We start from the raw sequence: 13,243 nt of genomic DNA on the forward strand, positions 1-13,243 counted from the left end.
GGTGCTGCGCGCGGACCCATCTGTCCGCGCGCATACTGGCGGGCGGCTTTGCGCGCATTCGAGCCTTCGAACGACGTCCCGAGACTTGGGTTCTCGATGCACCCGTCTCAAACGCTACCTTGCGTCTGCTTCGCCTGGAAATGAATGGTGAGCAACAGGGATGCGTCTTTGATCCCTTCGACCGAATGCGTCACCCCTCCATCAAGATAGACCCATTGGCCAGCCGTGAGCTCAATTTCCGTGTTGGAATGGCCAAGCCGCACGTGTCCTTCAAGGCAAAACAGGGTGATCTCCCCTCCACCCGATGGGGTGGAATTTTGTGTCCGGCAGGAACAATCAGGCGTACGGCCTCAAAAGTGTCCGACTTCACGATCGCAGTTGTGCGTGCGTCCTGAAGTTTAACCCCGAGCGGCCGAAGGTCGACGACTTCTCCTGAACCCGCATGATGTACGGCCATTCCACTCGTCCTCTGCTGCTATCGTGAACACATGGCTAGTGTGAGGGTTCCGTTCCGTCCCCCGAACTCGAATTCCGCGCACATATTGGACTCAACCGCGGCCTCCCGGGTGCGGAATGCACCTGAGACGGAGCGAGATCGCGCGCGACGCTCGTGCGCGATCTGTTTTTCGTGGGTAGCCGTATAGCCGGACTATTGTGCCAGCTTGACCGGCGCCTTGTCGTACGTGTGAAGGTAGGCGATCAGGTCCTTGATCTTTTGCTCGTCCTTGATTCCGGCGAAGGCCATCTTGGTGCCGGGGATCTTCGCCTTCGGATCCTTGATGTATTCGGAGAACGTTGCCTCGTCCCAGGTAATGCCCGAATTCTTGTTGGCGGCGGAATAACTGTAGCCCTCGACCGACCCGGACTTCCGTCCGATCAGACCGTTGAGCACGGGACCCACCACGTTCTTCGCGTTGTCGCCGATCTGATGACAGGCCTTGCAGACCACAAAGACCTTTTCGCCGGCGGCCGCATCTTGCGCGTCGGCTTGGCCGAATCCGGCCGCGACGAACACGGCGGCAATAGCTATTCGCTTCATTCACTTCTCCTTGGGCTGCTTATGGAACTGGGTTTCAGGCGACGAGGTCGGCAACGCTTCCCGCCGCATCGATCAGATGGACGCGTTCGATGCCGGCCGGTGACATCAACGCCTGGATCGGCATTTGGTCCATCAGGCTGAAGGCGGTGGACAGCGCATCCGCGGCCGTTGCGGTCTTGGCAATGGTGGTGACGCTCCGATAGAGACGACCGCAGGCCCCGGTCGCTGGATCGAAGAGGTGATTGAAGCGCCCGGCTGGATCGAACCTGAAGCCGTATGCGCCGGAGGTCGAGACCGCAAGGTCGACGACCTGAAGAACGGCTTGGGTCCGCTCGGGCAGCTCCGGATCGGCGATTCCGACGTCCCAGGAGGCGCCGTCCGGGCGCGCGCCGATGGTGCGGGTCTCCCCCATGTCGACGAGGGTATGAGCGATGCCCTGCGAGCGCAGCAGATCGACGACCTTATCGGTGATGTATCCTTGCGCGATGCCGTTGAGCGTGATCGCAGTCCCCTTGGGGGCGACGATGCGGTCCCTGCTGACCGACAAGCGGTCGTAACCTACGCATGCGAGCGCCGCTTTCACGGACGCCTGATCGGGTCCCGAGGGGTCCGCGTCCGCCTTCGCGAAATGGTTTGCGTAGAGCTCCCACAGCGGCTGCACCGTGGGATCGAACATGCCGCCGGTGAGTTCCGCGTATCGCAGCGCCGCCCCAAGAAGCTCCACGAACTCCGGGGCCGGGTCCACCAGGATCCCGCTGCGGTTCAACCGCACCAGATCGGAGTCTTCAAGATACAGACTGAACAGGCGCTCGAGGCGCCGTGCCTCCGCACAGGCCGCGGAAATCAGCCGTTCGGCCTCGCCGCGGTCGCGGTGGTGGATCTTCATCGTGGCGACGGCGCCCAACATGGTGCCGCGCCAGACTACCAGACCGGCCTCGGAAGCCGCCCCACGGACGGGTGCCGCAAGGGCGAGGCCGGCTACAGCCCCGCTGATCCGGATGAAACGTCGTCGGGAGATCGCGCCAACCATCATGTTCTCCTCAATCGAGCGGAGCTCGCCCGGCAGCGCCGTCTTCCGGAGCCGCCTCGCTCTTTTCTCCGTCCGACCCGAGCACGTACTCGCGCGGCACCTCCCCGAACGGGACGATGCGCCCGCCGTTCTCGGCGACGAATTTCTCCGCCGCGGCGCGCTCCGAGAACGGGACGGCCTCGTCGCCTCCCATTCCTCCCCTCGCCCGGCTGCCGATCACGAACAGCGCCTTGCGCGCCTCGACCCAGTTGTCCTGACCCGGCTTCTCCCAGCTCGGCGCCCGGCCCATGTCGGACACGTAGATGGCCTGAATGTCCTTCGGCTCGTCCGGCAGCACGGTAAAGGCGATGGTGTCCCGGGCGGAGGAGAACCAGACCGGCTCGATCAGACTGGCGACGAAGATCTGCCCCTTCGGTCCCGGATGCTCGAGCACGTTCATGCCGCAGTAGTGACCGAACATTTCAGCCGTCATCTTGTGGGGCGGTGGCGCCTGCGCGGTCTGCTTCTCGCCGCAGCCAGCGAGGGCGAGCAGACCCAGGAACGCTAGGACGAGGCGTCTCATAGCTCCCTCCGCGAAAAAGCGGCCGCGGCAAGTCCCAGCGGCACGCACGTCCACACCAGCAGGGCGATAAGGAGCCCCTGCGCCGACAACGTCGTGCTCTGAGCGAGCCCGGCCATGCCCGCGAAGCTGCTGACGTTCGCAAAACCGGTCAGGTTGAACAGCCGGTAGACGTCCGTCGGGTTCAGGAGAAGCATCGCATCGACGGCGGCCGCCGAGATGCTGCGGCCCTGGTCCACGGCGAGGACGCCGAGCAGCGCCATGTCGTAGATCAGGACCAGAAGGAGCCACAGGCCGATGCAGACGCCGGCGGCCGTGCCCCGATCGCGAACCAGTGAACTCACCAGATATCCAATTGCGACGAACACGGCTCCGAGCAGCACGGAGGAACCGATCATCGCGGCGAAGGCCGCGAGGCTATCGGCACCGATCCGGCTTCCCGTGGCGATCAAGGCCGCAGCGGCTATCCCGTAGCCGAGACAGGTCGCGAAGGCCAGCACCGCCAGATGTCCGATAAACTTGCCGAGCAGAACCTGCCAGCGGGCGACCGGGTAGCTGAGCAGCAGGAGCATGGTCCCGCGCTCCATGTCGCCGACGATCGCATCGTGCGAGATCAACAGCGCGATCAGCGGAATCAGGAAGATGGTCAGGCTCGAGAGGCTGACGATCACGACGTCGAGCGCTCGCACGCCGACGGTGCCGGTCGGGGCGCTGCCGAGGAACGTCAGCGACAATGCCAGTCCGGCGAGCAGGAGCGTGGATGCGAGCACCCAGCGGTTTCGGATGGCCTGGTGGATCTCCTTGCGGGCGATGATCAGCGCATTCATGACGTCTGCTCCGCCTGTCGGAGGAAATGGGCGTAGAGTTCGTCGAGCGTCGGCGGGATCACGTCGAGATCCTCGACCGCCGTTCCCGACGCGGTGGCGCTGTGCAGCAGCTCGATCTTTCGGTCCGGCTCCGCGTCGATCTCGACAAAGTGGCCGTTCAGGCGGCGACATGGCGCACCGGCCGGCAGCCAGGACGGCAACTCGCCGGGCGAGAGGCCGGCGATCTTGAGCCGTATCTTGGTCGGCAAGCGCGCGATGTTGCGCAGTCTTTCGATCGACCCATCGGCGACCTTGATGCCGCGATTCATGATGATCACGCGGCCTGCGCGTTCTTCGAGTTCGGTCAGGGCATGGGACGACAAGAGAACCGTAGTGCCCTCGGCCGCGAGCCGCTGGATGACCTCGTAGAAGGTCTGGCGCAGCTCCGGATCCAATCCCGTCGTGGGCTCGTCCAGCAGCAGCACGCGCGGATGCCCGATGAGCGCCTGTGCGAGGCCCAGGCGCTGGCGCATGCCTTTGGAATAGGTGCCGACGCGCCGGCTGGAGGCGTCACCCAGGCCGACCGCGTCGAGAAGCTTCAGCGCGCCGGCAATGGGCTCCCGCTTGAGCCGCGCGTAAAAAGCCAGCGTCTCGCGCCCGGTAAGGGCGGTATCGAACGAGACATTCTCCGGAAGGTAGCCGAGCTGTCGGCGCCCGGCGAATTGTCCTGCCGCCGGATTGTCGCCGAGCACCTCGACCGAACCGCTCGTCGGACGGATCAGTCCGAGCATCAGCTTCATCAGCGTGGTCTTGCCGGCGCCGTTGTGGCCGATCAGCGCCACCAGTTCGCCTTGGCTCAGTTCGAACGAAGCTCCGCGGACCGCTTTGACGCGGCCGTAGTCCTTGGTGACCTCGGAGATGCGCACCGTTGTCATCATCGCGCCTCCTCGGCCGTGCGGCGCGCGGGCGGTGACATCAGGGGGCGGCTGTCGACGACCCCACCGGGCAGCAGCGCCGGAAACTGGGCCTGCGCCCAGCGGATGACCTGCACGGCCGGGCTGTTAATCAGCAGCTTCGCGGCCGGGGCCGTCCACAGCACGCGATCGATGAGGTCGTTCGGCCGGTACGCCGTGTCGGCGATGCCGTCGCCATTGAGGTCGAACGCCGGATTGTCGCTCCAGTAGTTGCCGCGTCCGCCGGACGACCAGTCCAGGTGCCTGGTGCCGACGTATTTCACCTGGTTGGCGTTGTTGACGAAGGCGTTTCCGGTGATCTCGTTGCCCTCGGAGCCCGCCGTGAAGTGCACGCCGATGGCGCAGCGTTCGAACCAGTTGTCGCGGAATCTATTGTGATTGGTGTTGTAGATGAACACGCATTTTTCCGGACCGCTCCGGACAGCTTGTTTACGCTTCGCTTCCGGAAGCATTCCTGGTTCGTCGTCAGGACTCTCTTCCGTCTTGTCCGCGACCGTACCCAGGAGACCGCCGGTCACCCGGTTTCCGTCGATCTCGGCGTAGTTGGCGTAGTTGAACAGGATCCCGTAGTCGCGGTCCCGATCCGAGATATTGTCTCGGATCACCAACCGGTTCGAGTACATGATGGCGTAGCCGACATGGTTGCCGATCGAAACGTTGCCGCTGACTTCGCTGTCGTTGGTGTACATATAGTGGACAGCGAAGCGCACCTGGTCGAAGCGGTTGCCGACGAAGCGGTCCTTTCGGCTGGAGATCGAGAAGATGCCGTCGCGACCGTAGCGGAACGTGTTGTCCGCGATGGTGACGTCGGGCGCGTTCCAGAGCGACACGCCGTTGCCCGCCTCGCTGAGACGCCCGCCGCGCAGCCCTTCGATCACGTTGTGGATGACTCTCGAACCCTGCGCCCCGTGCACGTAAACGCCGAACAGGTTTCCCACCAAACGGTTGTTCTCGATCGTCGCGCGTTCGGCGGTCTTTTGAAGAAAAATTCCGGAGTCCATCGCCTGGAGATCGCGGCCCGATCCCCGGACCGTCACGCCGCGAACGGTGACATCGGGGGCGCTTACCGTGACGACATTGCCTGCGCCGCCGCCGTCGAGCACCGCATCTGGGCCTCCGGTCAGCACCAGCGAGCGGTCGATCCGGATGACGCCGTGGTATTCGCCCGGAGCCAGATCGACGACATCGCCGGCGCGCGCGCGGTCCAACAGCGCCTGCAACGGCTGGTCCGGCGCAGCCGTCAGCGTCTCCGCGTCGGCGAAGCCCGATAATCCGGCGGCGAAGAGCGCCGCCGGAAGCATGTGTGGGAGAAATCGCACCGAGCCGATCCCGATTAGACCGACTTCGGTTCGACGAACATGCGGCCCTTCATCTCCATGTGCATGGCGTGGCAGAACCAGGAGCAGTAGTACCAGTAGACGCCTGGCTTATCCGCCGAGAACGACACCGAGGCCGTCGCCATCGGCGCGACCTCCATCTGGATGCCGTAGTTCACGATGGAGAAGCCGTGCGTCAGGTCTTCCACGGCGTCGATGTTGGTGATGTAGACGGTCACCTTGTCGCCCTGCTTGACCTGGAACTGCTCCAAGCCGAATGCCGGTGCGGTCGACGTCATGTAGACCCGGACGTTGTTGCCGTCGCGGATGACCTTGGAGTCGGCTTCGAGGTTGATTCCGTCGGCCTTGGCCTGCTTGACCGCGTCCGCGAACATCGGGTCGGCCCGGTCCCAGATCGAGATCGGGTTGATCTTGGAGCGGTGGACGATGGTGGCGTCGTGCGGCTCGGCGAAGCTCGGACCGTCGTGGACCAGCTTCATCTGGTCGCCGGAGATGTCGATGAGCTGATCGTTCTCGGGCTTCAGCGGACCGACGTTGAGGAAGCGATCCTTGGAGAACTTATTCAGCGAGATCAGCCACTTTCCGTCCGCCTCCTTGGTCTGCCCCATCGACGAATGGTTGTGGCCGGGCTGATAGTGCACGTCGAGCTTCTGGATGATCGGATCGACCTTCTCGCCCTTGAACGCTCGCTTGGCGAGTTCGATGTTCCACTTGCAGACCTGGCTGTCCAGAAACAACGTCGTGTAGGCGTTGCCCTTGCCGTCGTAGGCAGTATGCAGCGGACCGAGGCCGAGCTCCGGCTCCGCGACGACGACGTCGCGCGGCTTGATCTTGTCGTCGAACAGATCGTCGAATTTGCGGACGTCCATCACCGTGACCGTCGGCGAGAGCTTGCCGGCCGCGACGATGTGGATGCCGTCGGGCGCGGTGTTCATGCCGTGCGGATTGTTTGAGACCGGAACGTAGCGCGTGTAGGCCGAACCCTTGCGGCCGTCGATCACGGGTACGCCGTTCATTTCCTTGAAGTCACCCTTCTTGACCGCCTCTTCGATCCGTTTGAGGTTGAAGATGACGACCCAGTCCTGCTCGTTGGCCGTCATCTCTGCCAGGGTGACGCCTTCCTCGGCATTGTAACAAGTCGAGAAGGCGTATTTGCCCTGGTAGTCGGCATCGACGTTGTCGAGATTGCCGCTCACGATCACCTGCCAGGCGACCTTCATCGTGTCGCCGTCGATCGCGCTGAAGATCGAGTGGTACTGCTTGGGATCGTCGAGGATCTTGCCGTCGTTCGGCAGCGGCACGCCGTCTTCGCCGTTGCAGAACACGTATCCGGTGCGTGGATACTTCTGCACGCGCAAGCCGTGGACCGTATGTTGGTTCGGAAGCTCGATGATCTTGTCGCACTTCATGACGTCGAGGCGCACGCGCGCCACGCGGGTATTGGCCTTGTCGTTCATGAAGGCGTAGCGCCCGTCGTAGGTGCCGTCCGTGAACGAGATGTGCGGGTGATGCAGGTCGCCGTTCATGAAGGTGCCGCCGCGGCTCTTGAGGAATTCGCGGGTCGCTGGTTGCAGTCCCTCGGTCAGGACCTTCAGGCTTTCGTTGGTCAGGCCCCATCCGGTCGCGCTGCAGCGGTTGAACACCGGAACGCGCATCAGTTCGCGCATCGAAGGAAGCCCCACGATGCGCATTTCGCCGGATTGGCCGCTCGAGAAGAACACGTAGTATTCGTCGAGTTCGCCGGGTGCCACCTCCGTCTTTTGCACCGCTGGCCGAGCCGCCGGCGCCTTTGGTGCGGCCGTCTTGGTCTGCGCGTCTGCGGTCGAGACGAAGCCGGTGCCGTCCTTCGTCACCACCGCTCCGCCGGCAAGTCCCACGCCCGCAGCGGCGGCCGTGGTCCCCAGCAGGGTTCGTCGGCTGACGCCCTTTCCGTTCTCGTTTTCGCTCATGATGGTCTCCTCGGCTTTCGGTTTCAGGTTGCGGGTGGAGTGATGGCATCGACAGGCGGCACGCCGACAGGCTTTCCCCCGGCGGTGATGACCGTGGCCGGACCTTTGCCGCCTGGGCGCATCGACGGCGACGACATCGCCTGGCGCTTCTCCCGCTTCAGCCGCACCTGGATCATGTGCGGGCAGCGGTGGTCGTCGAAATAGAGTTCCTGACAGTGCATGCAGTAGATGCACTCGTTGACGTTGATGTGTCCCTCCGGATGGATGGCCTGGACCGGACACTCGTTGGCGCAACGCTGACAGGGCGAGCCGCACTCGGGCCAGCGCCGCAGCCATTCGAACATGCGGATGCGGCCGGGAATCGCCAGCGCCGCGCCAAGCGGACACATGTAGCGGCAGAAGAAACGCTCGACGAAGAGACCCGCTGCGAGCAGAGTCAGGGCGTAGACCACGAACGGCCACTCACGCGCGAATTTCAGGATGATCGAGGTCTTGAAGGGCTCGACCTCGGCGAGCTGCTCGGCGAAGGCGGTCGAGTATAGCGACATGCCGAACAGGCCGAGGAAGATGATGTACTTGATCGGCCATAGCCGTTCGTGAAGTCCCCAGGGCACCCTGAATTGCGGCACCTTGAGCGCCTGCGCGACGTTGTTAAGCAATTCCTGCAGGGCGCCGAACGGGCAGAGCCAGCCGCAGAACGGGCCGCGCCCCCAGAACAGGAGGCCAGCCGCGATCGAGGCCCAGAGAATGAAGATCAGCGGGGCGGACAGGAAGTATTCCCAACTGAAGCCGGTCAGCAGCGAGTTGGCGAAGGTCAGGACGTTGACGACCGAAAGCTGCGCGTTCGCGTACCAGCCCAGCCAGACCAGGATGAAGAGCAAGTAGCCACGGCGCACCCACACGTACACCGCCGGACGGCGAACCAGGAAGTTCTGAAAAAAGAAGATCAGGGTGAGCGCGCCGAGCGCCACCACTGTCAAGCCGACCTTGACGGTGTTGGCGCGCCAAATCCGCATCCACAGCGGCTCTTCGTCGGACGCGGCCGGCGGCGTGCCGACTTCGCGCGTCTCGGTCGCCGAGGAGGGGGCCGACGACTTCGCTGGTGCAGCCTGTGCCGGTGTCGGCTGACGCTTCAGGTAGATGTCGGGAAGCGCATAGCCGACGTCGAAGGTCACCAAGGCCTTGTCCCGGGCACCGACCACGCGCTGCACAAGCAGCTGCAGCACCCATGGCTCGGTCGGATCGAGCGCGAGTTCGGGCGGCACCGTGAACAGCGCGATTTCCGGAAAGTCGGGTGCGCCCTCGGCGGCAAGGCTGCCCAGCCGGGTATGGTTGCGGTCACGAAAGCGGACGCTGTTGGTCTCCTGGATCAGTTCGATGCGGTCGAAGATCCCCCCGCGGACATAGGCGGCTCCCTTGAATGAGTAGCGGCCGGATCCGGCGACGACGAGCGCTTGCTGACCCGGCTTCAGCCGTCCGGCGAGCCGATCGTAGCCTTCGTCCCCGAGCAGACTGCGTCCGATCGTCGGAACGGCGACGTCGGCGACATACAGATCGATGAACGTGTCGTCCGGATCGCCTTCCTCCGGATGCGCGGCCGCTGCGCCGTTGCCGGTTTTTTCGAAGGCCTTGTTGACGTCCGCGACCGACAGGAATAAGCGCCGGATCGAGCCGTCACCCACGAGACTCTGCCAGTCGCGAACCTCGCTCTTGTCCGGATCGATCGCTTTCGACGCTTGCGGCGTCGCGCTGGTGACTGCCTTGCCTTGGGCGCCGAGCCGACCGCTCTTGATCAGTTTGGTCGCGGAACGAACGATGCTGTCGCCGATCACCAGAACTGTCACCGTAGCGCCGCTGACGATATCGACCTGGGGCGCGGGCGCGGCGCCGCGCGCCACGCCTCCCATGTCGACCCCGACCAGCTTGTTGACCGCGTCGAGGATGCGTTTTTCCGGGATGCCGACGAGCACGATCGGTTCCTTGTGCTCGACGAGTTTGAGACCGGTGAGGACTCCCTTCGGATCGATTCCGACCAGGACCCGGATCGGCTTCCCCGAATAGCCGGTCGCGTTGGCGAAGTCGGAGTTGAGGTAGACAAATCCTTGCAACTGGTCGCCACGGTAGACAGGAACGATCGGCGGGTCCCCTTGCGGCTCACCGAATCGGTCGGCACCCGGAAAGAGGTCGGCCGGCGAAGCCTTCGGCAGATACGACGAGACTCCGTCCGCCGCGAGCGCGCGGCATGAGAACAGCGCCGCGCAAGTCATGACGACGGCGGCAGCGAGGACGGCCCGAAAAAGCTTCGAAATCACGCAAGATCATCCGTGCAAGGAACGCCCGCAGCTGTGGTCTCGCACTCTCGGCACGCCGGCGTTTTCCGAGGACGGTCCATCAACGGCGACGGCCGGAGCTTCGAGAATGTGTCCATCACAGGTGTGCCTCCGCTCGTTGCGACCACTCGCAATCTATCAACAAAGAAAATAGTCTGGTTTGCGCTGGAGCAAACTGGGTCACCGCCCCGAGCGTCTAAAGAGAGGGCGGAAGTCGATCGATTGACGATTTGTGAACTCCGTCCGCGATGGTCGGAACTATCAGCACTGATTGAAAGTAAAATGGCCAGCTCCGACCCCGCGGTGTCCCGGCGAGAACTGGCCAACATCGAGCTGTTTCGGGGCGCCTCGGCGTCGACTCTCGACGAGGCACGCAGATCGGCCCGACGCCTCTCGTTTGCGAAGGACGCCAGGATCTTCGATCAAGGCGATCCCCGGGTGCGGGCGCACGCGCTTCTCGAAGGAAGCGTGCGCATCTCGCAATCGGGTAGCGACGGTGCACAAATAGTCATCAGATTCATCGGTCCCGGCGAAATATTCGGGGCCGCGGCAGCATTCGCCGATCGACGATATCCCGCCGATGCGGATGCGATGGAGCCGTGCGTCGAAGTGAGCTGGAGCGAAACTGACCTGCTCAGGTTGATAAGCCGCCATCCGCAGGTAGCGATCAATGCCCTCAAAATCATGGGCAGACGCCTTCATGAGCTGCAGAATCGCCTGCGGGAAGTCTCCACCCAATCCGTCGAAAGGCGTGTGGCCCACACGATACTCCGCCTGGTCCATCAATTCGGCCGAGAGGCCCCGCACGGAAAGACTATTGCTCTTCCCCTGCGTCGCAAGGACATTGCCGATATCGCGGGCACCACTCTCTACTCGGTGAGCCGTTCGCTCACGAGCTGGGAAAGGCGCGGATTGCTGTTCACGCGCGATCAGACGCTCACCGTGGTCAAGGTGACCGATCTTCGCGGGATCGCGGAAATGATCGTAGAATAGCATGCGCCCCGCTGGGCGAGCCTTTGACCCAGCGCAAATCGTCGATTGTCAATGAGAGCAATATCGTGGCGCTCGGGTTGCGAGCAAACGGACGGTGAATCATGCTGCTGTCGCGAACGCTGCTGTTGAAGGACCAACCCAAGGGAACTCTGCACTCGTTGGGTGAACTGTTCGCGCTTGCTGACGCCATGGAGCGGGAGGCGGCCCTCAAGTACGACGAGCTTGCCGGGGCCATGCGCGAGCAGGGGAGGCAGGATCTGGCGGGCGTCTTCGCCGAGCTCGCCGCCGCCGAGCGCGAACATGTCGGGAGCGTGGCCCGATGGTCGCAATCGCGTCTCGGCAAGCTCCCGGATCCGGCCCTCGTCCGCTGGCAGGCGCCGGAAACATTCGATGCGGAAGCGACCGACGAAATCAAGGCCTCGCGCTTGATCACACCCTATCAGGCGCTGGCTATGGCCGTTCAGAACGAGGAGCGCGCCTTCGCATTCTGGGCATACATGGCAGCGTTTGCGGACGATGACGACATCAAGACGGCCGCCGAAGCGATGGCGCGCGAGGAACTGGGACACGTTGCCACGCTCAGAAGGGAGCGGCGCCGAGCCTATCATCGCGAGCATCCGCGCAGTAGCGATGGGGCGACGCTACGGCCTGCCGGCGTCGGGAAAGACAGGGTGGACGCCCGGACACTTGAGCTCCGGCTCGCTACGCAATTGGACGCACTGGAGCATCACCCCTGGGGCGCTGCGGGAAATCGCTTGCGCGAGCTTCGGGAAGAGACGCTGGGCATGTCCGAGGAAGCTGCAGGGATCGGAAGCTTTCCGACCGCGTTCGCAGCGCACGACGCCCAGGCGATCGCCGAAGCTCTTGCCGATACATACCTGGAGGAGGCGGAGAACGCCGGCGACCAGGAGCGCGTCGATCTACTGCAGCGAATGGCGATGAAGGCGATAGCTCGACTGGCCTGGCTGCGTTCAATCGGCTGACGACCTGTGGCCGTGTCTCCGGGACCGGCTGCTGCGGTGGAGGTCGAGCCCCACCAGACTGACGGCGCGGCGACAGGCCACTTGTCGTCGGCAGAGGCGGATCCGGAGCGCGTTATATGATCACGATCGGGGCGAAAGCCTGTTTGGCGCCGATGACCGCGGAGATCGCATTTTCCCCGAGGGGGGTCCGGGTCGTGACCGGCGGGGTGGCGGCTGCGCTCGTTGCGGCTCCGGAGAATTTCTCCGGAAGCGAGGTCAGAGGCAACGAGACGGCTATCTGGTCAGCCCGTTCTGTTGCTGCCGCACTATGACTCGCCAAGCACGTTCGGACGAGATCCCGGTTTTGGTTCCATTGCTCAAAAGTTGGGCTGGCTATCATGGTCGGAGCTCGGAACCCACCCCACTCAAGTCAGTTTGCAACTAGGGCCCCACAGGGAGTGGTTTGCATGATCGAAACGGACACACTGCTGGTGAACTGCCCTCTTTGCGGCGCTTGGCTCATGGCCGCCAACCCGGCGAAGCCCAATTCGATCCTCCCCGAGCTTCGGCTCAGGTGCGCGAAGTGCGGCCATCAGGAGAATGGTCGGCGGCCTCGCGCGGCAGCCACGCAGCGCGTCCCGCAGCATCGGGCGCGCGCTCGGAACGCGGCCTGAGACGCGATGAAGATCCGCTCCCATTCCGAGAGCCACATAGCCGAGATGGAAGATCGCTCACGATGGCGGATTTTCGAGGGCGACCTCGACCTGACCTTGAGCTGGAAGCCGGAAACGGAATTGTCCGTGGAGCCCAGCGACGATGAGATCTGCTCCCATGTGCTGATCGGCGGTGGCGCGACCGTCCGCGTAATCCGGCCGGCGAAAGCTGGCCGGTTGCCGACGTAAAGGCGGCGCTCCGCGAAGAGGGCTGAGGGCGAAGTCAGCAACAGTCGTTCGCCGGGCGCGGCTTGGCGAGGCGATCCGAGGCAGCGTTTGCCGGTGCCGACAGGATGGCGACCGGCCGAAGCACTTCGTTGCTTGGCTGCAAAAGCCATGGCGTCGAACCGACCCCGCGCTTCAGTCTCGCCAGCAGAGGTTACCTTCAGCAATCTTTGATTCAGGTCAATAGCCCACTTCGGCTTTTCTCTCACCATCTGGGTATGAAGCCGCCCGATCGTGAACTGCGACCGCCCAATGAAGCAACGAGGACCAAGCCATCTGGCGCCGATGAGGTGCGGCAGGTCATCGAGGAGTACGCAAACGATCTG

The 13,243-nt window shown here is 63.7% G+C and carries 11 protein-coding genes; 3 read left to right on the forward strand and 8 right to left on the reverse strand.

The features are described 5' to 3' along the window. Positions 1 to 649 precede the first annotated feature (649 nt). The 8 genes from K3F49_RS37365 to K3F49_RS37400 are packed head-to-tail and all read right to left on the reverse strand — an operon-like array spanning position 650 to position 9,961. On the reverse strand, positions 650 to 1,039 hold the full coding sequence (locus tag K3F49_RS37365) for a c-type cytochrome (RefSeq protein WP_234685860.1): 390 nt from the start codon (positions 1,037 to 1,039) through the stop codon (positions 650 to 652). A gap of 34 nt (positions 1,040 to 1,073) precedes the next feature. Continuing rightward, complete coding sequence (locus tag K3F49_RS37370; protein ID WP_234685861.1) at positions 1,074 to 2,069, reverse strand: FAD:protein FMN transferase; 996 nt, start codon at positions 2,067 to 2,069, stop codon at positions 1,074 to 1,076. A 10-nt stretch (positions 2,070 to 2,079) separates the two neighbouring features. Further along, positions 2,080 to 2,631, reverse strand: coding sequence for a nitrous oxide reductase accessory protein NosL (locus tag K3F49_RS37375; RefSeq protein WP_234685862.1), 552 nt, complete (start codon positions 2,629 to 2,631; stop codon positions 2,080 to 2,082). Continuing rightward, positions 2,628 to 3,455: an ABC transporter permease gene (locus K3F49_RS37380; RefSeq protein WP_234685863.1), complete on the reverse strand. Its 828-nt coding sequence runs from the start codon at positions 3,453 to 3,455 to the stop codon at positions 2,628 to 2,630. The genes K3F49_RS37375 and K3F49_RS37380 overlap by 4 nt, the downstream gene beginning before the upstream one ends. After that, positions 3,452 to 4,372 (reverse strand): ABC transporter ATP-binding protein, encoded by a 921-nt coding sequence (locus K3F49_RS37385; RefSeq protein WP_234685864.1) that lies wholly within the window; start codon positions 4,370 to 4,372, stop codon positions 3,452 to 3,454. Before K3F49_RS37385 ends, K3F49_RS37380 begins: the two co-directional genes overlap by 4 nt. Beyond that, positions 4,369 to 5,709 (reverse strand): nitrous oxide reductase family maturation protein NosD, encoded by a 1,341-nt coding sequence (locus K3F49_RS37390; protein ID WP_234685865.1) that lies wholly within the window; start codon positions 5,707 to 5,709, stop codon positions 4,369 to 4,371. Before K3F49_RS37390 ends, K3F49_RS37385 begins: the two co-directional genes overlap by 4 nt. A 32-nt stretch (positions 5,710 to 5,741) precedes the next feature. Next, complete coding sequence (nosZ, locus tag K3F49_RS37395) at positions 5,742 to 7,694, reverse strand: TAT-dependent nitrous-oxide reductase (protein WP_234685866.1); 1,953 nt, start codon at positions 7,692 to 7,694, stop codon at positions 5,742 to 5,744. A gap of 23 nt (positions 7,695 to 7,717) precedes the next feature. Then, the gene (locus tag K3F49_RS37400; protein ID WP_234685904.1) at positions 7,718 to 9,961 is read right to left on the reverse strand and encodes a NosR/NirI family protein; all 2,244 of its coding nucleotides are present in this window, start codon (positions 9,959 to 9,961) and stop codon (positions 7,718 to 7,720) included. Between the two features lie 345 nt (positions 9,962 to 10,306). Here K3F49_RS37400 and K3F49_RS37405 point away from each other — a divergent pair, with 345 nt between their 5' ends. The 3 genes from K3F49_RS37405 (at position 10,307) to K3F49_RS37415 (ending at position 12,881) form a co-directional block, all read left to right on the forward strand. Further along, the gene (locus tag K3F49_RS37405) at positions 10,307 to 11,017 is read left to right on the forward strand and encodes a Crp/Fnr family transcriptional regulator (RefSeq protein ID WP_234685867.1); all 711 of its coding nucleotides are present in this window, start codon (positions 10,307 to 10,309) and stop codon (positions 11,015 to 11,017) included. 101 nt (positions 11,018 to 11,118) lie between these two features. Then, complete coding sequence (locus K3F49_RS37410; protein WP_234685868.1) at positions 11,119 to 12,000, forward strand: ferritin-like domain-containing protein; 882 nt, start codon at positions 11,119 to 11,121, stop codon at positions 11,998 to 12,000. A gap of 659 nt (positions 12,001 to 12,659) precedes the next feature. Further along, the gene (locus K3F49_RS37415; RefSeq protein ID WP_234685869.1) at positions 12,660 to 12,881 is read left to right on the forward strand and encodes a hypothetical protein; all 222 of its coding nucleotides are present in this window, start codon (positions 12,660 to 12,662) and stop codon (positions 12,879 to 12,881) included. The last annotated feature ends 362 nt before the right edge of the window (positions 12,882 to 13,243 follow it).

It is taken from the genome of Bradyrhizobium monzae, from assembly GCF_021458635.1.
Classification (GTDB): domain Bacteria; phylum Pseudomonadota; class Alphaproteobacteria; order Rhizobiales; family Xanthobacteraceae; genus Bradyrhizobium.